Annotated in this window: 18 protein-coding genes and 3 pseudogenes; 8 read left to right on the top strand and 13 right to left on the bottom strand. The window is 70.0% G+C overall.

Annotation, left to right across the window (positions count from 1 at the left end; all coding sequences use genetic code 11):
• Positions 1-38: 38 nt before the first annotated feature.
• A pseudogene (locus VG296_RS09300) lies at positions 39-431 on the bottom strand (allantoin permease); the annotation flags it as partial.
• Between the two features lie 81 nt (positions 432-512).
• On the opposite strand from VG296_RS09300, the gene VG296_RS09295 reads away from it, so the two are divergent.
• Positions 513-1,505 carry a 3-deoxy-7-phosphoheptulonate synthase gene (locus VG296_RS09295; RefSeq protein WP_325565158.1) on the top strand — a complete coding sequence of 331 codons (993 nt, stop codon included), beginning with the start codon at positions 513-515 and terminating at the stop codon, positions 1,503-1,505.
• Positions 1,502-2,506: a helix-turn-helix transcriptional regulator gene (locus VG296_RS09290; RefSeq protein ID WP_325565156.1), complete on the top strand. Its 1,005-nt coding sequence runs from the start codon at positions 1,502-1,504 to the stop codon at positions 2,504-2,506. The genes VG296_RS09295 and VG296_RS09290 overlap by 4 nt, the downstream gene beginning before the upstream one ends.
• On the opposite strand, the gene VG296_RS09285 is transcribed toward VG296_RS09290, so the two are convergent.
• The 5 genes from VG296_RS09285 to VG296_RS09265 form a co-directional block, all read right to left on the bottom strand.
• Positions 2,423-3,115, bottom strand: a complete 693-nt coding sequence (locus VG296_RS09285; RefSeq protein WP_325565154.1) for a 4'-phosphopantetheinyl transferase family protein — start codon at positions 3,113-3,115, stop codon at positions 2,423-2,425. The genes VG296_RS09290 and VG296_RS09285 overlap by 84 nt on opposite strands.
• A gap of 7 nt (positions 3,116-3,122) precedes the next feature.
• Complete coding sequence (locus VG296_RS09280) at positions 3,123-4,022, bottom strand: PhzF family phenazine biosynthesis protein (RefSeq protein WP_325565153.1); 900 nt, start codon at positions 4,020-4,022, stop codon at positions 3,123-3,125.
• Between the two features lie 76 nt (positions 4,023-4,098).
• Positions 4,099-4,269, bottom strand: coding sequence for a hypothetical protein (locus VG296_RS09275; RefSeq protein ID WP_325565151.1), 171 nt, complete (start codon positions 4,267-4,269; stop codon positions 4,099-4,101).
• Positions 4,270-4,371: 102 nt separating this feature from the next.
• A complete protein-coding gene (locus VG296_RS09270) occupies positions 4,372-6,300 on the bottom strand; it encodes a sigma-70 family RNA polymerase sigma factor (RefSeq protein ID WP_325565149.1) in 1,929 nt (642 codons plus the stop codon).
• Positions 6,297-7,256, bottom strand: a complete 960-nt coding sequence (locus VG296_RS09265) for a thaumatin family protein (protein ID WP_325565147.1) — start codon at positions 7,254-7,256, stop codon at positions 6,297-6,299. The genes VG296_RS09270 and VG296_RS09265 overlap by 4 nt, the downstream gene beginning before the upstream one ends.
• A gap of 223 nt (positions 7,257-7,479) precedes the next feature.
• On the opposite strand from VG296_RS09265, the gene VG296_RS09260 reads away from it, so the two are divergent.
• Together VG296_RS09260 and VG296_RS32770 are read left to right on the top strand one after the other, a co-directional pair.
• Positions 7,480-8,463, top strand: a complete 984-nt coding sequence (locus VG296_RS09260; protein ID WP_325565145.1) for a thaumatin family protein — start codon at positions 7,480-7,482, stop codon at positions 8,461-8,463.
• Positions 8,464-8,568: 105 nt separating this feature from the next.
• Positions 8,569-8,745, top strand: a pseudogene (locus VG296_RS32770) (helix-turn-helix domain-containing protein); the annotation flags it as partial.
• On the opposite strand, the gene VG296_RS09250 reads toward VG296_RS32770, so the two are convergent.
• The 3 genes from VG296_RS09250 to VG296_RS09240 all read right to left on the bottom strand — a co-directional run bounded on the left by VG296_RS09250 (position 8,743) and on the right by VG296_RS09240 (position 11,923).
• Positions 8,743-9,882: a TDT family transporter gene (locus tag VG296_RS09250; RefSeq protein ID WP_325565143.1), complete on the bottom strand. Its 1,140-nt coding sequence runs from the start codon at positions 9,880-9,882 to the stop codon at positions 8,743-8,745. The pseudogene VG296_RS32770 and the gene VG296_RS09250 overlap by 3 nt on opposite strands.
• A 97-nt stretch (positions 9,883-9,979) precedes the next feature.
• Positions 9,980-10,927, bottom strand: a complete 948-nt coding sequence (locus VG296_RS09245) for a LysR family transcriptional regulator (protein ID WP_325565141.1) — start codon at positions 10,925-10,927, stop codon at positions 9,980-9,982.
• A gap of 9 nt (positions 10,928-10,936) precedes the next feature.
• The gene (locus VG296_RS09240) at positions 10,937-11,923 is read right to left on the bottom strand and encodes a GlxA family transcriptional regulator (protein ID WP_325565139.1); all 987 of its coding nucleotides are present in this window, start codon (positions 11,921-11,923) and stop codon (positions 10,937-10,939) included.
• A 95-nt stretch (positions 11,924-12,018) separates the two neighbouring features.
• On the opposite strand from VG296_RS09240, the gene VG296_RS09235 reads away from it, so the two are divergent.
• Positions 12,019-12,666, top strand: a complete 648-nt coding sequence (locus VG296_RS09235; RefSeq protein ID WP_349259501.1) for an HD domain-containing protein — start codon at positions 12,019-12,021, stop codon at positions 12,664-12,666.
• Positions 12,667-12,703: 37 nt separating this feature from the next.
• Positions 12,704-13,828 (top strand): VIT1/CCC1 transporter family protein, encoded by a 1,125-nt coding sequence (locus VG296_RS09230; RefSeq protein ID WP_325565135.1) that lies wholly within the window; start codon positions 12,704-12,706, stop codon positions 13,826-13,828.
• A 76-nt stretch (positions 13,829-13,904) separates the two neighbouring features.
• Here the strand turns inward: VG296_RS09230 and VG296_RS09225 are convergent, their stop codons facing one another.
• Positions 13,905-18,437: a glycoside hydrolase family 3 C-terminal domain-containing protein gene (locus VG296_RS09225; RefSeq protein WP_414641074.1), complete on the bottom strand. Its 4,533-nt coding sequence runs from the start codon at positions 18,435-18,437 to the stop codon at positions 13,905-13,907.
• 215 nt (positions 18,438-18,652) lie between these two features.
• Here VG296_RS09225 and VG296_RS09220 point away from each other — a divergent pair, with 215 nt between their 5' ends.
• Positions 18,653-19,918 carry an ROK family transcriptional regulator gene (locus VG296_RS09220; RefSeq protein WP_325565131.1) on the top strand — a complete coding sequence of 422 codons (1,266 nt, stop codon included), beginning with the start codon at positions 18,653-18,655 and terminating at the stop codon, positions 19,916-19,918.
• 567 nt (positions 19,919-20,485) lie between these two features.
• On the top strand, positions 20,486-23,530 hold the full coding sequence (locus tag VG296_RS09215; protein ID WP_325565129.1) for a discoidin domain-containing protein: 3,045 nt from the start codon (positions 20,486-20,488) through the stop codon (positions 23,528-23,530).
• A 48-nt stretch (positions 23,531-23,578) separates the two neighbouring features.
• On the opposite strand, the gene VG296_RS09210 is transcribed toward VG296_RS09215, so the two are convergent.
• From VG296_RS09210 to VG296_RS09200, 3 genes and pseudogenes are all read right to left on the bottom strand, one after another.
• On the bottom strand, positions 23,579-24,637 hold the full coding sequence (locus VG296_RS09210) for a LacI family DNA-binding transcriptional regulator (RefSeq protein WP_325565127.1): 1,059 nt from the start codon (positions 24,635-24,637) through the stop codon (positions 23,579-23,581).
• A gap of 43 nt (positions 24,638-24,680) precedes the next feature.
• On the bottom strand, positions 24,681-26,159 hold the full coding sequence (locus VG296_RS09205; protein ID WP_325565125.1) for a GDSL-type esterase/lipase family protein: 1,479 nt from the start codon (positions 26,157-26,159) through the stop codon (positions 24,681-24,683).
• 139 nt (positions 26,160-26,298) lie between these two features.
• Positions 26,299-26,842, bottom strand: a pseudogene (locus tag VG296_RS09200) (lectin); the annotation flags it as partial.

The raw sequence follows: 26,842 nt of genomic DNA, 5'->3' as shown, positions 1-26,842 counted from the left end.
TGCACGGCGGCACGGCACTGCGCATCGCCAAGCACGCACTAGTGAGATAGCGACTGCTCCTGCTCGCGGATCCGGTTGCGGGACAAAGCGAGTGTGACCACAAAACCGAGTGCGAGTGCGGCAAGCACGCCGAGGTTGGCGAACGCCCAGGAGCCTGACTTGCCACCGAGCCCGAACGCGGAGAGCAGGTAGCCCTGCCAGTTGAGCCAGCCCGCGGAGGAGTTGGTCACCAGGCCCCAGCCGAGCACGGTGCCGATGACGGTGGTCGCGATCGGCAGGATCCGGATATCGCCGTAGCGGCCTCGGGTGCTGAACAGATCATGCTCGTCGTATCCGCGACGACGCAGGGCGAGGTCGGCGAGGATGACGCCGCACCAGGCGGAGATCGGCACGCCGAGGGTCGTCAAAAAGCCTTCGAACTGTCCGATGAAGCTGGGCCGCGTCCCCGCTCGGCCGGGGCCGGTATCGACGTGCTGCGTCAATCGATTGCTGATATACGGACTCTGCCGCCGATGGTGCTCGGATCCGAGTGTCTGACGCTGCGCGGCCGGCTCGCCGCCGTCGCCGAGGGGCGGGCGTTCCTGGTGCACTGCGGCCACCCGGTGGCGGCCGGACCGTCGTCGGCGGAAGCGGTTCGGTCCGTGGTCCGCGTGCTGCGGCAGATGGCGCTCATCATCGGATACGCGTCCTCGCTCCCGCTGGTGCAGGTCGCTCGAATCGGCGGGCCGTGGCCAGATCGCTACGCCCTGCGCGAGGAATACGGCCGGGCGCTGGGTGAGCTCAACCTGTTCCGGGCGTTCACCAGCGGGGACCGCTTCGATCTGCGCGAGGTGCACGCCTCGACGATGCTGTTCGTCCGCAGCGCCTCCGCCGACGGCCGCTACGACGCCGTCGCCGGGCCGATGGACCGCGCCGTCCGCTTCCTGGAGGCGTCGGCGGCCGCGCGGCCGGTCGGGGTCGACGGCTCGGGCTTCTTCGTGTCCTGGGAAGCCGGACCGCTGGGCTACGAGGCCGCGATGACCCGCCGCGAGGCGGCGGGGGAGCCGCATTACAACACCTCGGGTCACCTGCTCGTGCTGCGCGAGTGCGACCAGGACCCGCATGGCCCGCACGCCGAGTACTGCGCGCGCATCGGCAACCCGGTGGCGGTGCGGATCGGCCCGGCCACCCGCGCCGACACGCTTCCGGCGCTGCTCGACCGGCTGGACCCCGACTACGAGCCCGGACGGATCGTGCTGCAGTTCCGGCTCGGCGACCGAATCAGTAATCTGCTTCCCATGCTTCCCGCCGTGGCCTCCAGTGTCGCGCGGAGCGGCCACTCGCCCATCTGGCTCGCCGACCCGTCCGCCGCGACGGCGGACGAGCTTCGTACCTGCTTCGAACTCCTTCGGGAGCAGGGCGCGCACGTCGGCGGCATCCACGTTCAGGACGCGGCACGCTGCGTCGAACTCGCCTTCTCGGTGGCCGGGCTGCTCGGGGTCGGTGGAACGCGGCGGACCCGATGAGCCCGTTCGGCACTCCCGCCGAACGGTCTCGGGCGTTGTACCAAGCCCTGCTCAGCCGACCGGGCCTCTCACCGGCCGAGATCGGGCGACGGTACGGCTGGCGCGACGAGGACGTGGCGGAGGCGCTGGCCGGCCTGGCGCGTCTCGGGATGGCCGCGACCGCTCCGCAGGACACTGACAACTGGGTCGCGCAGTCCACCGCCTCCGCGTTCCGCTCGCTGGTCGGCGGCCCGGCCTCGGACCTCGCGCGGCTGGCCGAGGAACTGCGGCGGATCCAGGAGTCCGCGGCCGAGGTGCTCGAGTCGTATCATGATACGTACGTCAGTCATCTGCTCCAGGACGACGCGCAGCTCGTCGTCGGCGCGGCCGAGATGACCAGGGTTCTGGACGAGGCCACCGAGTCCGCCCACGCCTCCGTCGTGATGCTGCACCCGGGCAAGACACCGCCCGCCGAGGCGCTCGAAGCCGGGCTCGCCCGCGAGCGGGAGATCCTCGCGCGCGGCGTACGCGTCCAGACGGTGCTGCTGGAGTCGGCCCTGCCGCTGCCGCGCATGTACGCCTACCTGCGCGAGGTCGACGGGCTCGGCACCGAGGTACGGATCGCGCAATCGCTGCCGCTCCGGCTCATCGTGGTCGACGATGCGATGGCCATCGTCTCGATGCCGCCCGCGCTGCTCCCCGACGGAGAAGAGGTCGGCGCGGTCATAAGCCGGAGCGTGCCGCTCATCACGGTGTTCCGCGAACTGTTCGGCCACTACTGGGACACCTCGGCGGCATTCCGCGGCCTGCTTCCGGCGCGTGACGCCGAACACTCCCAGCGCCGCCGCGACCTGCTGCAGATGCTCGCCTCCGGCCTGACCGACGAGGTCATCGCGCGGCGCCTCGGCGTCTCCGAGCGCACCGTCCGCCGCCTCGTCTCAGAACTCAGCGACGAGCTCGAGGCCGCCAGCAGATTCCAAGCCGGAGTCAACGCCGCCCGCCTCGGCTGGGTGGACCGGTAGCGCGCAGCTGCCGACGAACTCGTCGAAAGCCCAGTCCTCGAACCGGAATCCGTCCCAGCGGGCGACGAGACGGCCCGCGTCGCCGACGAGGTCCGCTCGCGCCATGCTGCCGAGGCTGAGGCGGCCGACCTTGATGAGCGCTTCCTTGCGGGTCCACAGCCGCAGGAACGCCGCGTCCTGATCCGGCTCCTCGCCAGCCCAGCGCAGCTCGGCGGGCGTCAGCGTCTTCTTGCGCAGCAGGGCGAAGTCGCGCCCTCGCAGACCCTCGATGTCCACGCCGATCGGTCCGCCGCCCGCCGCCGCGGCGACGCCACCATGCGTATGTGACCAGCTCACGGACAGCTCGGGCGCCTCGACGAGCGACGGCTTGCCGTGCGGGCCGCCGCAGGAGTCGCAGCGTTGGACGACGGTGAGCCCGCCGGGATCGGCGCCCAGGGCTTCCGCCGCGCACAGTCGGACCAGCACGTGCGCGGCGACAAACGCTTCGCGGTCAGCGGGCAGGCGGAAGACATCGGCGCGCTCGCGCTCGGTCGGCGTCAGCATGGCCAATGGATCATCGACGTCTGTCAGGACGGCCGTGGACCGGCCGTATCGCACGACGGTCTTCACAGCGTCCTCATACGGAGATGGAGCGCATGCCGGCCGCTTCGCCGCCGAGCCGGATCTGCCGACCTGAGGGACCGTCGTGCACCGTGGCCGTGATCGTGGACGGACTGCCGAGGTGATCGCCCATGTCGACACTCAGGCGCGCCACGCCGCGCCCGGCCAGGTACGCGGCGAGGCAGCCGGTGCTGTTCGCGTTCGCGATGTCCTCAGGGACGCCGATCGACGGAGCGAACATTCTCGCCGCGCTCAGCCCATCCGCCTCGGGCACCGAATAGGCATAGCAGCCTAGGAATCCGAAGCGATCGCAGGCCTCCTTGAGCTGCGCGAAATTCGGAGCCAGCTCGGCCAGTGCAGAGCGCGACGCGAGCGGCAGCAGCATACGTTCCCTGCCGACGGAGGCCACGCATGCCTCTTCGGCGATGCCACCGACCGCGATCCCGAGCCCCGCGGCGACCGCCTCCAGCTCCTCGGGCTTCGGGGCACGCAGGTCCACCGGCCCGGGGTCGAACGCCGCCGCCAGCCTGCCGCCCTCGCGAACCGCCCAGCCTTCGAACCGGCGAGTGGCGGCACGCAGGTGGGCCTGGAACTGATCGCCGCCACTGCGTTCAGCCAGCAGGGCTACCGCCGCGACGGTGCCGTGGCCGCACGCCGGAAGCTCGCCCTCCGTGGTGAAGAAGCGGAGCGCGAAGGCCGGCCGATCCGCGTTGCCCACGCCCTCGAACTCGCCGCCGACTTCGACCTCGATCTCGGCCTCGATCTCGCGGACGAAGACGGCGTGCGACGTGCCGGCGATCGCGGGCACCCGGCTGCGCTCGGCGTCGGTAAGTGAATCTTCGTCGTCGAGCACGGCCGTCGGGCTGCCGCCCAGGCCTCGGCGTCGACAGGCGTCAACGATCACTGCGTCGGACATGAGTGAACAATATCCTGTGACGCCCCGGATCCGATGGGTGATCGGAACCGGGGCCCGTCACGGCCGGATCGGGCCGTCAGCCGGCCTGGCGGGCCGGGACGAGCGCGGGTCCGGCCGCGAGAGCGCCGGCGCCCACCAGGCCCCCGCGCAGCAACGAGCGGCGGGAGGTGGCCTTGCGGAACCACTCGTGCTGTTCGGCCAGGCTCAGGGTGCTCGCGAGCTCTGGCGTCATCTTCGAGGATCTCATGGCGCTGGACGCTAGGTGCGCAACATCAGGTGCGGTGGAATGCGACGTTAACCCACGGATACCTGAGGCAGGCGAAGCTCTCACAGTTATCTTCACGGCCCGTCACCGAGCCGCTTCGAAGGCCGTGCCGACCGGCGTGATGACCGTGCCGGGCTGGAACAGGCCGCTGTTCGGCAGGGCGCTGTCGGCGGGAAGCCCGAACCAGGCGTAGCGCTGGACGTACGGCAGCGAGTCGAGCATCGCGGTCGCGGCGGTGAGGAACGCGGCCTGCTGGGTCTCGCTCGGGTACTGCGAGCCGCCGTTCGCGAAGCTGATCAGCGCGAACTCGGTGAGCCAGATCGGCAGGCGGTAGCGGTTGTAGACGTCTTCGATGTAGCTCTTGAGCTGGCTGACGGCGTCGCCGGTGGTGAAGTCGGAGCCGTACCAGTGCAGCGTGATGAAGTTGACGCGGTAGCCGTGCTGCTCGACGCCGGTCATGAACTGGTCGAGCCAGCCGCCCGCGTTCGCGGCGCCGCTCGCCACGGCCGGGGAGCCGAGTTCGAGCCCGGTGTTCATCAACTGCGGCCACAGGGCGAGCGCCTGGCTCGCGGTCATGTTCGCCTGCCCGCCGTTGTCCGGCTCGTTGAAGCCGAGGACGCAGCCGCAGCTCGTCGTCTGCTTCGCCTGGGCCAGCGCGGACGCGGTGACGCTGGCGGAGCCCCAGACCAGCGGGACGAAGCCGGCGTGGCTCGCGGATATGCCCTTCGTGTCCGTGGACCAGGTGTAGTACCACGACGCCCCGGACTCGGCCAACGCCTGGTCCTGGCCGGAGAAGGTCCACACCCCGACGCCCTTGCGCGTGCTGGTCTGCGCGGACGGCGTGGACGGTGTGGACGTGGTGGGCGCGACGACGGCGGCCTTCGTGCTCGGCGGGGGAGCGGCCGAGGTCGCCGGGCGGGTCGGGCTCGGCGTGGTCCGCGTCGGCGTGACGAACGTCGACGCCACGCTGGGCCGACTCACCTGCGCCACCGGAGTAGTCGCGGGATGACCGCCGGGCAGGATCACGTACGCCGCGATTGCCGCGGCGGCGACGCCCGCGGACGCCACGGCCACGGGCGGCGACGTGAGGAGGGATCGCGGCCGCGCGCGACGGACTCCGCGACGGGCACCGCGGCCGACCGTACGCGCGCCGTGACCGGCGTGAGCGGCGCTCGATGTGGTCGCAGCGGTCGAAGTGTGAGCAGCAGCTCCACCACCTGCGCCTACGTGTGCCGCCACGGCCGTCCGTAGCGCGAAAGGCACCGGCACCATGGGCAGCCCGCGCAGCAATCTGGCCACCGGGACCAGTGCGCGATCGCGCGGCGTGCACACGTCGCAGTCGCGGATGTGCCGGTCGAAACGCTTGCGCCACAACGGGTTCGGCGTGCCGTCCCAGTCGTCGGCGGCCGAGCGCAGGTTCGCGCAACGCCCGGCTTCGCGCAGCGCCTCCACGATGTTGCGCGCCCCGTCGAGCCGCCGCTTCAACCGGTGCACGCGCACCGCGGCGTGCGGCGTGGACACGCCGAGCGCCCGCGCGAGTTCGTGCCGGTCGAGGTGCCCGCTCTCCTCCAGCCACCACAGCGAAAGCAGCTCGCGATCTTCCGGATCGAGCCACCGCGTGGCCTCGGCGACCCCGCGGCGCTGTTCGGTCAACCCGAGTCGCAGGATCGTGAGCCCGGCGAAGTCGGAGCCGAGGTCGGCGTATTCGCTCGTCTGGTCTTGCATCGCCGTGCGCGCCTCCGCCGTACTCCGCCGCCTTCCCTGATCGCGCACTTGATGAAGGGTGATCGCCACCAACCAGGATCGGAACGACTCGGGCTTCTCGATCTCGCCGATTCCGCGCACCACGCGCAGCATCGTCTCTTGCACGACGTCGTCGACATCGGCATGCCCGCGCAACGCGCGTCCCGCGAGGTTGTAGACCAGCGGCATCGATGCGGACACCAGCGCGTCGAGCGCACGCTGATCGCCGTCGCGGGCAGCCGCGACGAGTTCGGGCGCAGGAGAGGTCATGAGCTCACACCCCAGGTGACGCGGTAGTCGCATTCGCCCGTGCAGGTAAGCACACTCGTCGCGTCGTCGTCAACGTACGAATAGGCGAACGCCTCGGCCTTCTTGAACACGGCCGCGGAATCGATGGGCCAGGTCGCGGGATCGCACGCGGACCGCGCGGCGAAAGCGCCGCTGCAGCACGTCTGATCGGTGTTGAACACGAGGCAGGCGCTCAGACAGGCCACGACCTGGCCGTCGTGCACGCGCTGCAGCTTGGCCGGGCAGGACGCGTTGGCGTCGTGCGTGCATCCGGTCGCGGAGCAGCCGTTCGCGTCGATCTTGTCCTGGGACCTGCCGCTGTAGCTGTTGATCCACATGGGCAGGTTGTTGCCCTCGACGAGGCTCACGTCGTAGAAGTCCATTCCGTTCCACGCATTGAGGTTGAACTCGGCCAGCGTCGAGGGGAACTCGCCCCACGTGCTGCCGCACTGGAGGTGGCCGCAGCCGCTGGTGACGCACGATCCCGCACCCGCCGCGTCGAACGAGCAGCCGGTGCGCGCCCACAACCGCACGTCCCAGTGGTCCGGGATCAGGATGCTCAGGCTCGCGCCGGGAGCCAGCACCCATCCCGTCGCCGAGATCGGATGCTTCGGATCCGCGGCGATCGCCGGCCAGATCGTCTGATCGAGCCGGTTGACCATGGTCAGCGTCCGCCACCCGGCTGGCGCGACGAGCGAGCCGTTGGTGGACCGGCTCGGTGCGGTGGACGCCGTACGCGTCGCGGTCGCGCTCCGGCTCGCCGCGACGCCGCGGGACGCGGATACGGACGCGGATGCCGACGTCGGCGTCGGCGTCGGCGAGTCCGGTGCCGGAGAACTCGCCGCCGAACTCGGGGAGGCGTCGGCGGCGACGGTGTGCACCGGTGCGGACGACTGCGCCCGCGCGACGAACACTCCCGCCGTCACCGCGAGGACCATGAGGAGCAGCGCAACCGCCCAGCGTCCCGGGCCGTGCCGCCACGATGATCCGCGGCCCGGTCTGTGTCGTCTGTCAACCATGCTTCGGAGACCGCGGCGGCGTCTCCGGGATTACCGAAAACCAAACCTCGCGCCGCGGCACTTTCGGTAATCCGGACGCGGCCGTCACGGTCTCCGGGACATGGATCGCAGAAGACACAAGCCCGCAGGTCGCCGCGTCAAGGTGCGAACGGCTCTGCTTTCGGTGTTCGCCGTGCTGGTGGCCGTGTCGGCGGCAGTCTGGTTGAGCACCGCCGGACCGCTCGGCACCCAGAACGCCGCGGACGGCTCGGGCGCGCGCACGTCCCCGGCGGTGAGTCTGATCGCGAGCAGCGCATCGATCGCCCCGGCCACGACCGCCGCCCCGAGCCCGACGCGGACGAGCGCCTCACCCTCGCCGTCACCCACGCCGAGCAAGAAGGCGTCGACCGCCGCGGCGTCGAGCTCGTCAGGTCCGACGGCCGCCTCGAGCGGAACGCACCTGATCACCATCGTCAACGCGGACAACGAGACGATCTGGGCGGCGACCAATCCCAACACCCAGCACCCGATCCCGGTCACCGGCTGGAAGCTGGCGCCCGGACAGAGCGTCAGCTTCACGGTGCCGGACGGCTGGGGCGGCCGGGTCTGGGGCCGGACCGGCTGCTCGTTCAACTCCTCCGGCGTCGGGCACTGCCAGACCGGCGACTGCGGCGGCCTGTTCCAGTGCCAGGGCAGCGAGGGCGGGACGACCACGCTCGCGGAGCTCACCCTCGACTCCTTCGACGGCATGGACTTCTACGACGTGAGCATGGTCGACGGCGCGAACCTGCCGATGTACATCAACACGACGCACCGCACCGCCGCCGACCCGATCAGCTCGAACGGCTGCTATGAGGGTGCCTGCACGAAGGCCGTGGTCTGCCCGAGCGGGATGCAGGTCAAGTCGAACGGCCAGGCCGTGGCCTGCGAGACCGCCTGCGCGGCCTTCGGCGGGGACGCCTACTGCTGCACCGGCTCGTGGTCCGGCCGAGCGAACTGCGACCCGGCCAAATGGCCGGTGGACTACGCGAAGCTCGTCTTCAAGGACGCCGAGCCGTACGCCTACTCCTACGCCTTCGACGACTCGGCGACGATGGCTTGCAAGGGACACTGCAACTACCGGATAACCTTCGGCATTACGCCATAGGGAGTGGTGGGCATGGAGTCGCTGCTGACCATCGCCGCGCACGTCAGCAAGGGCCCGGAGCTCGGCCCCTGGAGCGGGGTGCCCGCCGATGCTCCCACCCGTCTCGGTCCCGCCGCCCTGACCCCGCAACAGCGCGAGATCGCCCACCTGGCCGCCGCCGGCCTGACCAACAAGCGGATCGGCGAGAAGCTCTTCCTCTCGCCCCGCACCGTCTCCAGCCACCTGTACCAGCTCTTCCCCAAGCTAGGCGTCGCCTCCCGCGCCGCGCTCCGGGACGCCCTAGAGGAACAGGCGGCCGCGGTAGGCGTCGCGGGCCGTGCGGGTGGCGACGAGGAGCCAGGCCCCGACCAGGGCGACGAAGAAGGCCGCGGCGGCGATGCGCAGGGGGACGGAGCCGGTGTGGTCGGCTAGGCCGGTGGTGCCGGTCACGCAGGTGCCGACCGGGAAGGTGAAGGACCACCAGGTCAGCGAGAAGGGCAGATGGTCGGCCGCGGTGCGCACCGTGACCGCGGTCGCGATCGCGGCCCAGAGCAGGGCGAATCCCAGGATCGGGAGGCCGTACACCACACCGAATGCCTCGAACGCCTCGGCGTACGGGTTCGGCACCGCCAGGTGGGCGTTCCCGCCGAGGAGGTTGGCGGCGGTGACGGACTGGCCGAGCGGTCCGAGCACGATCCACAGCGTCGGCACCATCCGCGCCGGGCCGACCTTGTGCAGGGCCAGGCGCTGCCAGATCAGGGTGATGATGACGATCGACGGCAGCAGGCTGATACCGAACATCACGAAGCAGCAGACGAACAGCGTCAGCCGCGGCTGGCCCGGCTGCGTGTACGGCAGCAGCAGCGCCCCGGTGGACGCGGAGACCATCGGCGGTACGACCGGCATGAGCCAGCCGCCGAACGCGCTGTCAGGCGCGTTCTCGTGCCGGGTGAACGCCAGGTACGGAACCGCCGCGGCGGTCGCCAGACCGCCCACGGTCCCGCCGATCCACAGCACCCAGTCCACGTCGATCGCGGCCGGGAGCCCGATCCAGTCGCGGCCGAGCAGCAGCGTCCCCGCGCCGACGGTGAGCATCGCCATCGGCACCGCGCCGTAGAAGTGGCTCATCACCGGGTTGCCTGCATGCCCGCGCGCGGTGCTCGGGTGATACCGCCAGTGCAACGCGGTCAGCACGGCGAGGCCCACCAGCATGACCGCCGCCAGCGCCCAGACGCCGGTCGCCGCCGCACGCATCCCCGGAAACTGCTCGGGAAGACTCGCCGCGGCCACGGCGACGATGCCGGTCCCCATCACCGAGGCGAACCAGTTCGGCGTGATGTTCGCCCAGACGCACCGCGGCCGCTTGAGATCCCGCAGAAACCCATGCCGGACGGACGGCGCAACCGGGGTGGCGGGAGCGGGGTGCAGATAAGTAGCCATGGCTCTCAGGCTCGTCCGAGGCATGGCTGTCCAGTAGGGGCCGAATCCTTGGAGGGTTACAAGCTCTCCTTGTGACTGGCTCTACTCTTGACCGCCGCTACTTGTGGCCGACGCGGAGTGAGCCGAGATGCGCGAGCAGGTCCCGAGCCGGCCCGGCTGGGGGAACGCGCTCGCCGATCCAGACCGCCTTGAGCGCCCGACGTAGGTCCACCCCGTCCACCGGCACGGCCCGCAGCCGCCCGCTCGCGAGATCGTCGCGCACGGCCAGGTCGCTCATCACCGCAGGTCCCGCGCCCGCGAGCACGGCCTGGCGAACGCCGCCCGCCGTCGAGAACTCGATCAGCGGCTCAGCGATGCCGATGTCCGGACCGAGCGCCTTGACGAGCGCGGTCCGCAGCGCCTCGCGCGTGCCCGATCCCGGCTCCCGGGTGACCAGGGCGGTTGCGGCCAACTCGCGCGCGTCGACCGCCCGGATGCGGCGGGCGAACGGATGGTCCGGCGGGACGACGAGCGTGAGCCGATCCGCGGCGACGACGCGATGGCGCACGGATCTGGGCACCGACGGGCCCTCGACGAACCCCAGGTCCGCCTCGCCGCCGCGCACCCGCTCGATGACCGCGTCGCTGTTGGTCGCCGTCAGCACGACATGCGGCGCCACCGCTCCGATGCTGCGGGCGGCCGCCTGCATCGACACGAGCCAGCCCGGCAGCAGTTGCTCGGCGATCGTGAGGCTCGCGCTGATCCGCAGCTGCCGATGGGCGTCCTCGCGCAACGCCGCGATTCCCGCCTCGACCTCGGCCGCCGCCTTCAGCAGCCGCTCGGCCCACTCCGCCACGACCACCCCGGACGGTGTCAGCTCCGATCCGCGCGGTCCGCGCACCACGAGCGATACCCCGGTCTGCGCCTCGAGCGCGGAGATCCGCGCCGAGATCGCCTGCTGCGTCACGCCGAGCTCCGTCGCGGTCGCGTTGAAGCTGCCTGTGCGCGCCACGGTCAGCAGGACCTCCAGCGCCGCGAGCTCCGGCATCCGCGGTCCCAAGTGCATGCCCGAATACTAATCCGAGTCGCGCAGCGCGCTGTGGAAGCTCTGCCGGTAAGCGCGCGGCGAGACTCCGAGGTGCCGCAGGAAGGCGCGGCGCAGCGTTTCCGGGCCGCCGAAGCCCGCGCCCTGGGCGGCGAGGGTCACGGAGTGGCCGGCGTCGAGAAGGTCCTTGGCGGTGTTGAGACGGATCAGCTCGACGTACTTCGCCGGGGTCGTGTCGAGTTCGTCGCGGAACATGCGCGTCAGGTGACGGGGGCTCAGGCCGGCGCGCGCGGCGAGTGCCGTGACCGTCCAGTCGTCCGCGGGGTCGGCGGCGATTGCCCCACACACCTCATGCAGCTGTGCGGTGCGCGGCACCGGAGCTCGCATCGCGGGGGAGAACTGCGACTGCCCGCCGGGGCGCTGGAGGAACACGACCAGTGCACGGGCCACGTCGCGAGCAAGCTTCGGCCCGTGATCGCGCTCGACCAGCGCGAGGGACAGGTCGATCCCCGCGGTCACGCCCGCGCACGACAGGACGCCGCCGTCCTCGACGTAGATCGCGTCCGGCTCCACCCGAATGGAGGGATAGACGCGGGCAAGCGTTCCGGTGTGCTCCCAATGGGTGGTGGCTCGGCGGCCGTCGAGCAGGCCCGTGGCCGCCAGGATGAACGCGCCGGTGCAGATGGAGGCAGTGCGCCGGGCCTGCCGGTGCATCGTCTCGGCCGCCGCGATGAGCTCCCGGTCGATGGGGTGGGTCGGCAACGCGTCGCCGCCCGCCACCATCGCCACGTCCAGCTCACCGGCGTCCGCGGCGGACACGTCCACGCTGATCCGCATGCCGGTCGACGTCGTCACGTCCTTGCCGTCCGGCGAGCAGACCACGATGCGATACCGCGCGCCGAACCGGTTGGCCTCCTGGAACACCTCGCCCGGACCGGCCACGTCGAGCAGCTTCACCCCGTCGAACACGAGGATGCCGATCCGCCGCTCCGGGTCCGCGCCGTCCACTCGCGCCACCGAGCCACCTCCATCGGGTCTAGGTCCGGAACTGTGGGAAGCCTGGCGCGGATCGCGGGGCGCGTGCCCGGGCGAAGCCGGAGGCTGTACCCATGATGAACCACACAGACGACTCAGCGGCCGGAATCTCCGTGCCGGACACGAAGGTGGCCCGCGAGGCCACCGAGCTGGTGCGCGACTGCACCTCCGATCTGATCTACCACCACTCCCGCCGCGTGTACTGGTTCGGCAGCCTGCAGGGCCGGAACAGGGGCCTGAGCTTCGACCCGGAACTGCTCTACATCGGCGCGATGTTCCACGACCTCGGACTCGACACGCGGTTCCACGGCAGCGGCCGCCGCTTCGAGGTGGACGGCGCCGACGAGGCCCGCCGCTTCCTGCAGGGCCACGGCGTGCCAGACGACAGCGTCCGGCGGGTCTGGACGGCCATCGCGCTGCACACCACCCCGGGCATCCCCGAGTTCATGGAGCCGGAGATCGCGCTGGTCACGGCCGGGGTGGAATACGACGTGCTGGGCATCGGGTTCCACGACATCGACGAGGCGGACCGGCTCGCCGTCACCACGCTGCATCCGCGCCCGAACTTCAAGCGCGAGATCCTCAAGGCGTTCACCGACGGCATCGCACCCAAGCCGGAGACCGCGTTCGGTAACGTCAAGGACGACGTCCTCGCACACTTCGTCCCCGGCCACCGGCACACCGACTTCGTCGAGATCATCCAGAACTCGCCCTGGCCGGCCTGAAGCACTAGGGAAGAGTCATGAGCGGCAGGGAAGAGTCATGAGCGGCGAGAACACGAAGAGCGCGGCGCGCTGGCGCGACCTGCTGGAGAGCGAGCGGGACGCGGAGGCGATGTACCGCGGTCTCGCCGAGAACGAGCAGGGCGAGCGCCGCACGATCTTCGAGGAGCTGGCGTCGATCGAGCGGCGGCACGCGGCGCACTGGGAGGGCAAGCTGCGCGAGTCGGGGGAGCAGGTGCCCTCACCCGGACGGCCTAGTCTGCGCACGCGGCTGATCGGGCTCGCAGCGCGCCGGCTCTCCACCCAGGCGGTGCTGCCGATGATCGAGCGGGCCGAACGCGCCGACGCGGGCGTGTACGACGCGGACCCCGACGCCGCGCCCGGCATGGCCGGGGACGAGCGGGGCCACGCGCGCACGCTCGCCAAGCTGATCGAGGGCGGCAAGCCGGACCCGCGGCAGCAGATCGGCAAGCGCGAGGGCTGGCACCGCGGCGACCGGTCCGGCGCGTTGCGGGCCGGCGTGTTCGGGGTCAGCGACGGCCTGGTGTCGAACACGTCGCTGGTCATGGGCTTCGCCGGCTCCGGCTCCTCCCGCGCGGCCATTCTGCTCGCCGGGGTCGCGGGCCTGCTGGCCGGCGCGTTCTCCATGGCCGCCGGAGAGTACGTCTCGATGTCCAGCCAGCGCGAGATGTACCAGCGCGAGCTCTCGCTCGAGGCTCAGGAGCTCGAGGACAATCCCGAGGAGGAGCACGCCGAACTCGTGCTGCTCTACCGCGCCAAGGGGCTTGCCAAGGCGGAGGCCGAGAAGGTGGCCGACCGAGTGATGGCCGACCGGAACGTCGCGCTGGACACCCTGGCCCGCGAGGAGTTGGGCCTGGATCCGGATTCGCTCGGTTCGCCGTGGTCGGCCGCCGTCTCGAGCCTGCTGGCCTTCGCCTCCGGCGCCTTCGTCGTCGTGCTGCCCTACCTGATCGGCAGCGGCACGGCGGCGCTGGTCACGGCGATCGTGCTGTTCGGCCTCGCGCTGTTCGCCGTCGGTGCGGGCATCGGCGTGCTCAACGGCCGCTCCGCACTGCGCTCGGGCGTGCGTCAGATCGTGGTCGGCGGCCTCGCCGCGGCGGTCACCTTCGGCATCGGCCACCTCATCGGCACACACGTGTCCTGAGACGGTGCGGCCCGGCACCGAAGTGCCGGGCCGCATGCTGCTGTGCTGCTGTGCTGCTTCAGGCTGTGCTGCCTCGTCAGCCGATCGCCGCCGCGAAGACGTGCAGCGGCGAGGTGCCGGAGCCGGGCAGGGTGACCGACTGGACGGTCTTGCCCGACTGGAGCGTCACCGAGTCGTAGAAGATGGAGGCCTTCCACGGCGAGGTGCCCGACGAGGTGTTCCCATAGGCCGAGGTCACCGCGACCTGGCCGCCGGTGAACGGCGTGGTGCTCGCCCAGTCACCGAACCCGACGGTGAACTGCTGCGTGCTGCCGTCGGTGTAGGTGATCGTGCCGGTCCCGGAGGACTGGCCGTTGGCCGCGGCGCCCAGGAAGCCGAGCGTAGTGCCGCTGCCACTGACGTCGAACGCCCGACCGTCGGCCTCGATGTTGTCCTTCGTGCCCGCGGCCGAACTCGGCCACGTGAAGGTCAACCCGCTGAAGGTGAACGACCCGCCGGGGGTGAGCCCCGCGGCCGCCAGCGCCTCCGCGGAGAAGCTGTTGCCGCCGCCGTCGAGCCCGCCGTTGAACCCGGTCGGCGAGTGGTTCGAATCGTCGGTGATCGAGACGTTGTTGAAGCCGTCGCTCAACGATGCGTACGGCACCTGCGTCTGCGCGCCGGCGATCCCGGCCTGGGTGCCGCCGACCGTTTCGCTGACGCCGAGCACCTGCGAGCCCGGCGATGCGCTGGCCGGGGCGCTGACCGTCCAGGTCGTGGAGACGGTGGCGCCCGCCGCGACCGAGTCGAAGGTGTCAGGGGTCGTATTCGTGGAGGTCCAGCCGCCCGGCAGGTCGAGCGAGAGCGCCACGTTGCTCAGCGCCGCCGAGGACGGGTTCGCCAGCGACGTGGTCACCGTGCCGGAACCGCCTGCCTCGACCGCCGGCGGAGCCGCGATCGACAGGTTGGCCGACTTGATCGACACCGCGAAGATGTGCATCGACGGAATGCCGCCCTGCGGCGAGTCGGTGCCCGGCGGCAACGTGATCGACTGGACCGTCTTGCTCGAATCGAGCGTGACCGGGAAGTACTCGATCGTCGTCTGCCAACCGGTCTGGTTGCCCGGCTGGTTGCCGTACGGGGCGCGGATCGCGACGTCGCCACCGGTCGGCGGCGTGCCGTTGGCCCAGTCGCCGAAGCCGATCGTGAACGGCTGTGTGCTGCCGTCGGTGTAGCTGATCGTGCCGCTGCCGGTGATCGGTCCCCACGTGCTGGTACCGAGGAAGCCAAGCGTCGAGCCGGAACCGGAGAGGTCGATCGTCTGCCCGTCCGCCACGACGTTGTCGGTCTGGCCCACCTGCCTGTTCGGCCAGGTGAACGTGAGCCCGTCGTGCACCAGCGCGGTGCCCGGCGTGATGCCTACGCCGGCGAGCGCCTGGGCGGAGTAGCTCGCCCCCGCGCCGTCCAGGTTGGCGCCACCGCGGTTGCTGTCGTTCGTGATGGCGTCGTTGTTGAACGCGGAGGCGACGGACGCGTAGGGCACGGACGTCTGCGTGTAGCCGGTGCTGTCATGCGCACCGCCCACGGTCGCGTCGGCGTCCAAGGTATAGACACCCGCCTGCCCCGTCGGCACCGTGACCGACCACGTCGTGGTGACCTTCTGACCGGCGGGCACGCTCGCGAACGTCGCCGGCGTGGTCGCCGTGGCGGTCCAGCCGCTCGGCAGATCGAGGTTCATCGCCACGCTCTGGGCAGCGGCGCCGCCCGCAGGCGCGGTGTTGGTGAACGCCGTGGTCACCGTCGAGGCCTGACCCGCCTGGGTGAGCGCGGGGGCGCTTACCGAGACCGCGTGTCCGACGACGATCGGCGTCGAACCCGACACGCCGTTCACGGTCACGCTGATGTCAGCCGCGCCGTCACCGACCGCGGTGACGAGGCCCTTCGAGTTGACCGTGGCCACCGCCGGGTTGCTGCTGCGGTAACTGACATGAGCCTTGGTCAGATCGGCGAAGCTGCCGTCGTTGTCGGCGGCCTCGACGATGTTGTCAGCGGTCACGCTCATGTTCCGGCCCTGCGGCACCGACCCGACACCGGTCGTGTCGTCGGCGATCCACGGGTTCTTACCGGTCAGGTCGAGCGTCTGGCCGACCTGCATGCCGCTCTGGTCCGGCTGCACGGTCACGGTCTGCACCACGGGTGCGATCGAGCCGATGACCTTCACGTTGGCGGTGCCGCGGATATCGGCGGAGTCGGCACCCACGTTGAACGCGTAGCTGCCGTTGTAGACGACGTCCTTCATCGCGTTCGGGTCCCAGATCTCCAGGCTGGAGACCGGAACCATCAGCGTGATGTGCTGGCTCTGGCCGGGCTTGAGCACGTTCGTCTTCTGGAACCCGACGAGCTGCTCCTTCGGGAACGTGACACCGGTCTGGGTGAACTGCGCCGAGGCGTAGAGCTGCGCGACGGTCGTGCCGGCCACGGAGCCGGTGTTGGTGACGGTGAGGTTCACCGGCACCATGCCGTTGGCGTCCGCGACAGGGGCGGCGTGCACACCCGAGTAAGAGAACTGCGAGTAGCTCAGGCCGTAGCCGAAGGCGTAGGTCGGCGTGCCGGTGAAGTACTGGTAGGTCCGGCCGAGGCCGCCGGTCTCCGCCGGGGTCAGGCCGTAGTTGCTCATCGGGGCCAGCTGCGAGTCGTCCGCGTACCAGGTGAAGTCCAGGTGCCCGTCCGGGTTCTGCTTGCCGAAGAGCACGTCGGCCAGCGCGGTGCCCTGGCTCTCGCCGTTGTAGCCCGCGAAGACGATCGCCGGGAAGTCGCCCTGCACGTCGCCGATCGAGACCGGGCCGTCGGACTGGACGGCCAGCATCGTGCGCGGGTTGCCGACCGCGTTGATCTGCTGGATCAGCGAGTCGTAGTCGCCCGGCATGGCGAGCGTGGTGCGGTCCTTGGCCTCGCCGGCCAGGTTCTCGTCCGTGCCGGCGAAGACGATCACCGCGTCGGCGGTCTTCACGTCCGCGAGGGTCTGCGCGGAGCAGGCGGCCGCGGTCGTCTTGGTCGTGGAGGTGCCGCAGGAGTCGTAGACGACCTGGGCGCTCGGGTTCGCCTTCTGCACGGCGGACGTGATGCCCTGCACCGCGTCGACCTGCAGGCTCGGGTCGCCCGAGTAACCGCCGAGGGTGACCGTGCCGGCCAGGTCGCCGACGATCACGATCTTGTTGGTGCTCGCGGCGTTCAGCGGCAGCAGCGGCGTATTCGTGCCGCTGACCGGCTGGTTCTTGAGCAGCACCTCGGAGTTGTCGGCGACCTGGGTGGCCAGCGCCTGGTGCGCGGGGCTCTGGATCGCCGCCTTGGTGATGTTCGTGTACGGGACGCTGCCGGGCGGGTCGAACTCGCCCGTCTGCATGCGCACCGTGAACAGCTTGATCAGGGCATTGTCGATGACGCCCTCGCTGAGGGCGCCGGCCTTGATCGCCGACTCGATGTTGGTCAGCGAGTTCTCGCCGCCGGGGCAGTTGAGGTCGGTGCCGGCGCGCAGCGCGTACGCCTGGCCGCCCGCCTGCGCGGGGACGGTCGTGCCGGTGGCGGTGTTGGTCCAGGTGCCGGTGGCCCCGCCGCTGTCCGTCGTCCAGCCGGTCGGCGCCCAGTCGTGGCCGGACGGGAAGTTGAGGTACGTCGTGCCGATCGCGCCGCAGTCGGAGGTGACGTACCCGTTGAAGCCGTACGTGCGCTGCGCGAGCTGGTCGGCGGTGTACGTGTCGGCGACGGACGGCGTGCCGTTGATCGCGTTGTACGACGTCATCAGCCCGGACACGTGCGAGTTCTCGATCAGGCTCGCGAACTGCTTGGTGTAGTAGTCGCGCAGGTCGGTGTCGCTGACGTTCGAGGAGATGCCGGTGCGGTTGTCCTCGGTGTTGTTCAGCGCGTAGTGCTTGGCCGTCGAGGCGACCTTCAGGTAGCCGGTCTCCGACTGCCCGGACATCGTGTTGCCCTCATACCCGTCCACGAAGGCGCCGGCCATCTCGGACACCAGGTACGGGTCCTCGCCGAACGCCTCGTCGGTGCGACCCCAGAGCGGGTCGCGGTCCATGTTCACCGTCGGCGCCCAGAAGGTCAGATCGCCGTAGTCGCTCGCCGAGGGGCCGAGGTTGTTCTGCCCGGTGCCGAACAGCGACTTGTCCAGGAAGCCGCGCGCCTCGTCGGAGATCGCGGTCGTCTCCTGGTAGACGAGCTGCGGGTCCCAGGACATGGTCGAGGCGAAGTTGGTCGGGAAGCTCGTCGCCTTGGGCGCGCCGCCGTTGCCGTTGTTGTTCTGGTTGGCTCCCAGCGTGTTGACACCGTGCTGGCCTTCGCTCCAGTACGTGTACTGCTGCACCCCGAGCCGCGGGATCGCCGGTGCGCTGTTCGTGCTCAGCTGCGCGACCTTCTCCGGCAGCGTCATCCGCGAGACCAGGTCGGCGGCCCGTGCCTGCGGGCTGTAGTGCGTGTCGAGGTAGATGGGCAGCGGGCTGCCCGTACCGGTGTGCGCCGAGCTCGCGGGCGCGGCGGCCACGGTGGTGGCAGCGAGAAGCACCGTGAACGCCGCGATCGTTGTTTTGATGGCCCGCGGCCGTCTCGGCCGTCCGTTCCGTTCCATGTCGCCTCCGCCGTTGGAGTCGTGCACGTGGGTTAGGGCGCGGCCGAGGGCTTCGGCCGTGACGCCGGTCACAGAATTCTGCCGGGTCTGGTCAGAAGTCAAGCCCTTTGGCAGGTTCCGGAACCGAACTGTCCGAAATTAACTGTGCAGAGCCCCGATCGAACGGTCTTCGATTTTGGCTAGATCGGGCAATACTCGACTGCTAAAGTGACGCCGTGCATGCCACGGCCCCCGATTATCCCGCTCCCGCCGAAGAACGCCAGGCGCCGATCAACCTCGCCAGCCTCGGCCGGGTCCGGGTGCTGCGCGCGCTGAACGAGACGCCCGCGCTCTCCAGGGCGGAGCTCGTCGAGCGCACCGGCCTGGCGCGGGCGACCGTGGGATCGGTGGTCGACGACCTGATCGACGCGGGTCTGGTGCGTAAGACCACTGACATCGACGCGGGCCTGATCCGCAGGACCGGTGACCCGAACGCGGCCTCGGGCGTACGCACCGGCCGTCCGCCGCAGCTGCTCTCCCTCGAGCCGCGCGCCGCGTACGCGGTCGGGCTGGACGTGGGGCACGACCACGTGCGCGCGGTCCTGACGGATCTCGCCGGAACGGTGCAGTGGGACTCCAGCGCGCAGCTGGACGTCGACGGTGCGCCCGAGAGCGCTCTCAGCACGGCCGTGACGCTGCTCGACCGCGCGATGGACGAGCTCGAGGTCGAGCGCGAACGGATCCTCGGCCTCGGCCTCGGCATCGCCTGCCCGGTGGACAAGACGACGGGTGCCCTGCACGCCGAGGGCATCATGCCGGGCTGGGTGGGCGTGCAGCCCGCGCAGGAGCTCGGCCGCCGCACGGGGCTCGAGGTCCGGATCATCAACGACGCCAACGCCGGCGTGCTCGCGGAGCGGCGCTTCGGTGTGGCCCGCGACTGCGCGAACGTCGTCTACATCCGGCTCTCCTCCGGCATCGGCGCGGGCGTGATGTGCGACGGCAGGATGCTGCTGGGCCACGGCGGGCTCGCGGGCGAACTCGGCCACGTGACGGTCGAGCCCAACGGCGCGGTCTGCCGCTGCGGAAACCGCGGCTGCCTCGAGACGGTGGCCAGCCCGCCCGCGATCGCCGCGCTGCTCACCCGCAGCTGGGGAAGGCCGGTCAGCACCGGCGAACTGACGGAGCTGCTGCGCACCGGCGACCGCGGCACCCTGCGCGCGGTCGAAGACGCCGGCGACGCCGTCGGCAGGGCGCTGGCATTCACCGCGATGCTGCTGAACCCCGAACTCATCGTCGTCGGCGGCGACCTAGCTGCCGCCGGCGAGGCCCTCTTCGCCCCGATGCGCCGCTCCCTCATGCGCAGCACCATGACCTCGCACGCCGAGCCCCTCCGCATCGTCCCCGGCTCCCTGGGCGACGACGCCGGCGTCCGCGGCGCCGCCGCCCTAGTCCTAGCCACCGCCCCCGAACGCCTAGGCCAAGCCCCCCTCCTCGCGGCGTAGCAGCCCGCCAGTCAGTCGCTCGCCTAGCCGTCGTTCATTGCACCGGGACGAGAGAGCGCTCTCTCGGCTGCGTGGGGATCCGTTGCCGTGCCGAGGTTTCGGAACCGCAGGTTATTGACGCTGCGGGCCGCCGAGCGTAGACATCCGGACTGAGAGAGCGCTCTCTCGACTGCCTGGAGAGCGCTCTCCCAGCCCTCAATCAGCACCTTGGCGACGCTTCGCCACGCACTTCGGGAGTCAACGATGATTACCGCCCCGCAGTCCGGCACACCACCGCGCCGGAATCCGCCGACCGGCCGCCCCCCGTCCGGACGTACAGCGCGGAATCCGCTGATCGGCTTCCTGTCGAGGCGTGCCGAGCGGAGTCTGCCGACCGGCCGTCCCTCGTCCGGGCGTCCTGCGTGGAGTTCGCTGATCGGCTTCCTGTCGAGGCGTGCCGAGCGGAGTCTGCTGACCGGCCGTCCCTCGTCCGGGCGTACTGCGTGGAGTTCGCTGACTGGGCGTCCTCCGTTCGGACGCACGTCGCGGAGTCCGCTGATCGGACTGTCCGGGCGTGCTCAGGCGGGCGTGGCCGCTGCCGTCGCGCTCGTGTTGGCGCTCGGTCTGTCGGTGGTCCCGATCTCGACCGCTCAGGCAGCTGCCGTGCATGCGGGCGTCGCGCACACCTCGGGCGCCGCGCCTCTGGACTCAGGGGCCTGCGGCACCACGGACATCGCGCTCAATCGGCCGACCACCGCGTCTTCGCAGGAGAGCGGGGCATTCCCGGCGTCGGCGGCCACCGACGGGAATTCCGGGACCCGCTGGTCCAGCGCGTGGAGCGACCCGCAGTGGCTTGAGGTGGACCTCGGCAGCGCGCAGTCGATCTGCGGCGTGGGCCTGAGCTGGGAGACCGCGTATGCCAGCGCGTTCCAGATACAGACCTCGAATGACGGCTCGACGTGGACGTCGATCTACTCCACGACCACCGGCACCGGGAGCACGCAGAACCTGAGCGTGTCCGGCAGCGGGCGCTACGTCCGGATGTACGGCACGGCGCGTGCGACCGGCTACGGCTACTCGCTTTGGGAATTCGACGTCTACGCGGGCAGCGGCTCGTCGTCTGGTGGCGGCTCCGGCGGCGGCACGTCCATCCCGTCGGAGAACTGGACGCCGGTCTGGAACGCGAACTTCAGTGGAGCCTCCGGCACCGCGCCGTCCGGCACCGACTGGAAGGAGGACACCGGTACGAGCGCTCCGGGCGGCCCGGCGCAGTGGGGCACCGGCGAGATCGAGACCATGTCGAATTCGACCTCGAACGTGTACCTCGATGGCAGCGGCCATCTCGACATCACCGCGCTCGACAACAACGGCTCCTGGACCTCGGGCCGCATCGAATCGCAGCGTGACGACCTCTCCGCGCCGGCGGGCGGCATGATGGAGATCTCCGCGTCCGTCGAGCAGCCGAATCCGCAGCACGGTGTCGGCTACTGGCCCGCGTTCTGGACCCTCGGCGCGGGCGACCGGACCGGTGGCACCTGGCCGTCGGTCGGGGAGACGGACATCATGGAGGACGTCAACGCGCACGCCGAGACCGCCTCGACGCTCCATTGCGGCGTCGCGCCGGGCGGTGCGTGCAACGAGTACACCGGCCGCACCAGCGGAATGACCGCGTGCGCCGGATGCCAGACCGGCTACCACACGTACACCGAGGTCATCGACCGGACGACCAGCGACGAGAAGATCACCTGGTACCTCGACGGCTCCGCGTACTGGTCGGTCAGCGAGGACCAGGTCGGCGTGAGCGCCTGGCAGGCCGCGGTGGACCACGGCTTCTTCATCATCTTCGACGTGGCCATCGGCGGCTCATTCCCGAACGCCGACTGCGGCTGCACCTCGCCGAACGTGCAGACCTCGTCCGGCGGCACGATGAGCATCGGCTCGCTCAGCGTGCAGACCGCCGCGGTGACCACGCCGCCCACGCCGCCGACCCCGCCGAGCACTCCGCCCAACACCCCGAGCGTGGTCAAGGTGACCGGCAGCCAGGGCAACTGGGGCCTCTCGGTGGACGGCGCTCCGTATTATGTCAAGGGCGTGACCTATGGGCCGCAGAACACTGACGCAGGCTACTACCTGCCGCAGATCGCAGCGACGGGCGCCAACACCGTCCGCACCTGGGGCACCGACAACACCGACACGGCCGACCTGCTCAACGCCGCGGACGCCAACGGCGTCAAGGTCATCATGGGCTTCTGGCTAAGCCAATCAGAGGACTACATCACCGACACGACCGACGAGACGAACGACCTCAACAACATCGTCTCGCTGGTCAATCAGTACAAGAACAATGGCGGCGTGCTGATGTGGGACGTCGGCAACGAGGTCATGAACTCGCTGTCCAGCACGTATTCCGGCACGCAGTTGACCAACGAACGCATCGCCTACGCGCAGTTCGTCGAGAGGGTCGTCGACGCGATCCACGCCGCCGATCCCAACCACCCGGTGACCTCCACCGACGCGTGGACCGGCGCCTGGCCCTACTACCAGCAGTACACGCCGCATCTGGACCTGCTCGCGGTCAACTCGTACGGCGCGGCCTGCGGCGTGCAGTCCACCTGGCAGTCCGGCGGGTACACGATGCCTTACATCCTCACCGAGGCCGGACCGTCCGGGGAGTGGGAGGTGGCCAACGACGAGAACGGCGTTCCGCAGGAGGACACCGACCAGGCCTCGACGCAGGGCTACGCGACGGACTGGGGCTGCGTGACCAAGGCATCGGGCGTGGCGCTGGGCGCGACGCTGTTCAACTACGGCGTCGAGAACGACTTCGGCGGCATCTGGTACAACCTCATGACCGGTGACTTGCGCCGCGACTCGTTCTACGAGATCAACGCGCTCTACGGCGGGCAGAACGCCACGAATCAGGCCCCGGTGATCTCCAATATGTCGATCGGCAACCCGACGGCGGTTCCCGCGGGCGGCACGTTCACCATCAACGTGGCCGCGACCAGCCCGATCAGCGCGCCGCTGCGTTACAGCGTCGAGTACTGCGGCAAGTACATCAACGGCAGCACGGCGCAGCAGGGCGCGACGTTCACCACCTCAGGCGGTGTGATCACGGCGACCGCTCCGACTCAGATCGGCGTCTGGAAGGTCGACGTGTACGTATACGACGACCAGGGCAACGCGGGCATCCAGACGGAGTCGATCAACGTCGTGCCGGCGACGATGTCGGGAACGAACGTGGCGCTGAACGCGACGACCACCGCGTCCTCGTATCAGAGCACGGGCAACGGCGCGCCGTACCCGCCGAGCAACGCCACGGACGGAAAACTCACCACCCGCTGGGCCAGCGACTGGAGCGACCCGCAGTGGATCGAGGCCGATCTCGGGAAGACGTACTCGATCTCCGGCGTGCAGTTGGTCTGGGAGGCGGCCTACGGGCAGGCCTACCAGATCCAGGTCTCGAACGACGGGATCACCTGGACGACCGTCTATTCGACGACGACCGGCGTGGGCGGAGTGGACAGCATCAGTCTGAGCAACGTCTCAGGCAGGTACGTCCGCATGTACGGCACCGCACGAGGTTCGACGTACGGCTACTCGCTCTACGAGTTCGGAGTCTACAGCGGTTGATTCGTAGCGACTGACTAGTAGAACCCTGCGACGGTCGCGGGCGGTGCCTCAAGCCGAGGAGCGTACGATCAGCTCCGCGTCGAAGAGCTCTGCTTGCGGCCGTCGCTCGGGGTCGTCCAGCCGCTCCAGCAGCAACCGCGCCATGCGCGCGGCCATCTCCTCGACCGGCTGGCGCACCGTGGTCAGCTGGGGGCGCGCCGCGAGAGCCGCGCTGCTGTCGTCGAAGCCGATGACCGCCACGTCCTCGGGAACCCGTCGGCCCTGCTCGGCCAGCACGTGCAGCGCGCCGACGGCCATCAGGTCGTTCGCGGCGAACACGCCGTCCACGTCAGGCTCCTGCAGCAGCAGGTCGCGCATGGCGAGTTCGCCGCTGGCCTGAGTGAAGTTGCCCTGCGCGACGGCCACGTAGCCGACGCCGTGCCTGGCCATGGCGTTGCGGAAACCGTCGATGCGGGACTCGCTCGCGTTCAGGTTCGCCGGTCCCGAAATCGCGGCCACCCGACGACGTCCGAGCTTGATCAGCCGTTCCGCCACGAGCCGACCGCCGTCCTGATGGGCGAGGTCGACGTAGTCGAAGGGCAGGTGCGGTTTCGGCTGGGCGAAGAAGACGGCGGGCAGCTCCTCCTCCGCGAGCTGCGCCGGCAACGGGTCGGCCGGGTCCGTGGAGACGACCAGCGCCCCGTCCACGGCGTGCTGCCGCATCTGCTCGAGCACCGCGGACCGGGAGAGCGCGTTCTCCGCGAGCATGATGAGCGGATGGACCCGCCGCGGCGCGAGGTAGCCGAGCACCCCGTCGACGATTCGCCCGAAGAAGGGGTCGCCGTATATCTGCGGGTGCGGGCGGACGAGGCTCTGCGAATCCACGTCCAGCTCTATCGACGTCACCAGAGCGATCACGCCGCTGCGTCCGGTCATCAGCTGCCGCGCGGCGCGGTTCGGCACGTAGCCGACGGTGGCGATCGCACGCATCACCGCGAGCTGCAGATGCTCGGCGACGGTCGGCGAACCGTTGACGACGCGGGAAACCGTCGCGCGGGACACCCCCGCCTCCCGCGCGACGTCCTCGAGTGTCGGTCCCGCTGTCGGACGTGTCTCACTTCTGACCATGAGTGCATTTATAACAGAGCAGAGAGCGCTCTCCCAGGTCCGATTACTGGGAGCCGGTGCTTTCGGCCATCACGGCCGTCGAGGACGCCAGCTTGCTCAAAGCCTGCTGGTCGGCGAGGGCGATGGCGAGTTCACCGGCGGTGTTCGGGTGCATCGGGGCGCTGTTGCTCAGGCCTTGGACGAAGGGCTGGGCGGTGCACAGCTCGTGGCCGCTGAAGTCGGGCACGACCGTGGTGAAGCCGAAGGTCTTCGCGCCGGACGCGAGGACCTGGTTGAGGGTGCCGAGGCGCGAGAGCAGCGCGGCGGTCTTGCCCGGCGTCAGGTGCTCGGCGTTCAGGCAGCTCACGTTCGAGCCGAAGGGGCTGAAGTACTCGTTGATCAGCACTCGAGGGTGGGCGGGGAGCGCGGCCAGATCGTGCAGGAGCTGGTAGTAGTCCTGGGTGAAGGTCGCGAGGTTCGCCTGGAACATCGCGGCGGTGGCCTGGTCGTCGCACGTCGGGCCCATCGCGCACATGGCGGCCATCGCCTCCCACTGGAGGTCGTTCGCGCCGATGCTGACGATGACGACGGACACGTGCGAGGCCTGCTCCAGAACGGCGAACTGCGGCGCGGCGATGGCCGTCGTGCCGAGCGTCTGCGCGCCGAGGACGCCGTCGGCCACGGTGGCGCCGCTGCACGCGAGGTTCAGCACGTTCCACCCGTTGACCGACGCGAGATCCGCGGCATACGCGTCGCTGCTGCGGCCGCACGCGGTGTCGAGGCTGCTCGCGTTCTTCACCAGCGGATTTCCGAGCCCGGCCGCAGTGGAGTCGCCGAGGACGACGGCCTGCACACCGGGAAGGCTGGCACCGACGGGCTTCGGGGCGGCGCCGACGGCGGTGCGGCCGACGAGATCGTCGAGCGAATGGACCTGGCGCAGAGTGCCGGGCGCCCCCGCTGCGAACGCGACGACGAAGCCGACGTTGAGCGCGACCGCGGCGAGAGTACCCAAGGCCACGACCTTGATCGTCGTGCGATGCGGGTAGCGGCGCACGCCCGCCACCGCGAGCAGCAGCACGACAGCGAAGGCGCCCGCGATCAACGTCTGCCAGAAGAAGTAGTGCTCCCAGCCGTTGATCAGCACGGAGCTCAGGTCACCGGTCGCGTTGTGCTTGTTGGTGGAGACCTCGACGAACTGAGCCAGTTGGGTGTCGAGCGAGATGTGGGTCAGTTCGAGCTTCGGCCGGATCAGGCCGTTGAACTGCAGAACCGTGGGCAGGTTCTGGCCGAACAGGTCCAGCTCTCCCGGCCCGGACAGCGAGAGCGTCGGTTCGGCCGCGCCGACCTGGATCGTCTGACCCGCCGTCGAGACCGACTGCGCGGGGGTGACGAGCAGAGCGAGCCATGCGGACGTGGTCGCGATCGCCAGGATGGCCACGACGCCGAGCAGCAGCCTGCGGATGCGGCGGCGTCGGCGCTGGTTCGGCTGGAGGTGGAGGTGAAAGGGAGCGAGATGGACGTGCGGTATGGGGGGTAGCTTCACAGCGCTTGCCTCCCGGATCTTCGTGCAGTGCTGCTCATCATCTCATAGACCGTGAGATTTACGAACAACGCGCCCAGTCCGGGAGGCAAGCTGAGAAACTCTGTCAAAGAGATATATGGGACAAGCGGTGCGGCGCAGGTCAGTGGCCGCCCGTGTTGGTGCTCCAGAGCCCGGTGCCGCTCGAGCTGTAAATGACGGTGTTGCCGTCGTTCTGCACCAGGAGGTATGCGCCGTTGTTGCCGGCGGTGCCGCTGGACCAGAGCGGATTGCTGCTGCTGTCGTAGATCACGAAGTTGCCGTCGCCTTGCATGATCGCGCGGGCGCTGGCCTTGCCCGCCGTGCCCGAGGACCACAGCGCGGTGCTGCCTTCGTAGAGCACGAGGTTGCCGTCGCCGCCGAGGACGAGGTTGAACCGGCTGTCGCACGAGACGGTGGACTGGTTCACGGTCAGCTGCTGGTTGGCGTTCAGCGAGCCGCAACCGCCACCGCCGCCGCCATTGCTGGAAGAACCCGTCGGCGAGGTCGGCCGGGTGGAGGTCAGTGCGATTTGGCCTTTGAGCATTTTGCCGCCGTCGCCGGTCAGGCGCATGTAGTAGTCGGCGGAGCAGGCGGTGCCGTCTTCGTCGAGGGACAGCAGGCCGGAGTTGGTGGGGACGGTGGCTTGGGTGGGGGTGGTGTTGAGG

Source organism: Actinospica sp. (genome assembly GCF_035552695.1).
In the GTDB taxonomy this organism is placed as follows: domain Bacteria; phylum Actinomycetota; class Actinomycetes; order Streptomycetales; family Catenulisporaceae; genus Actinospica.
This window is presented reverse-complemented; position numbering and strand designations above follow the sequence as displayed.

What these genes read in the sequence shown, in the direction of transcription:
- VG296_RS09230 (WP_325565135.1), top strand. Translation starts at nt 12,704, where the DNA reads ATGAGCGGCGAGAACACGAAGAGCGCGGCGCGCTGGCGCGACCTGCTG.
- VG296_RS09270 (WP_325565149.1), bottom strand. Translation starts at nt 6,300, where the DNA reads ATGACCTCTCCTGCGCCCGAACTCGTCGCGGCTGCCCGCGACGGCGAT.
- VG296_RS09250 (WP_325565143.1), bottom strand. Translation starts at nt 9,882, where the DNA reads ATGGCTACTTATCTGCACCCCGCTCCCGCCACCCCGGTTGCGCCGTCC.
- VG296_RS09265 (WP_325565147.1), bottom strand. Translation starts at nt 7,256, where the DNA reads ATGGTCCTCGCGGTGACGGCGGGAGTGTTCGTCGCGCGGGCGCAGTCG.
- VG296_RS09280 (WP_325565153.1), bottom strand. Translation starts at nt 4,022, where the DNA reads ATGTCCGACGCAGTGATCGTTGACGCCTGTCGACGCCGAGGCCTGGGC.
- VG296_RS09210 (WP_325565127.1), bottom strand. Translation starts at nt 24,637, where the DNA reads ATGGTCAGAAGTGAGACACGTCCGACAGCGGGACCGACACTCGAGGAC.
- VG296_RS09290 (WP_325565156.1), top strand. Translation starts at nt 1,502, where the DNA reads ATGAGCCCGTTCGGCACTCCCGCCGAACGGTCTCGGGCGTTGTACCAA.
- VG296_RS09275 (WP_325565151.1), bottom strand. Translation starts at nt 4,269, where the DNA reads ATGAGATCCTCGAAGATGACGCCAGAGCTCGCGAGCACCCTGAGCCTG.
- VG296_RS09295 (WP_325565158.1), top strand. Translation starts at nt 513, where the DNA reads ATGGTGCTCGGATCCGAGTGTCTGACGCTGCGCGGCCGGCTCGCCGCC.
- VG296_RS09245 (WP_325565141.1), bottom strand. Translation starts at nt 10,927, where the DNA reads ATGCACTTGGGACCGCGGATGCCGGAGCTCGCGGCGCTGGAGGTCCTG.
- VG296_RS09225 (WP_414641074.1), bottom strand. Translation starts at nt 18,437, where the DNA reads ATGGAACGGAACGGACGGCCGAGACGGCCGCGGGCCATCAAAACAACG.
- VG296_RS09235 (WP_349259501.1), top strand. Translation starts at nt 12,019, where the DNA reads ATGAACCACACAGACGACTCAGCGGCCGGAATCTCCGTGCCGGACACG.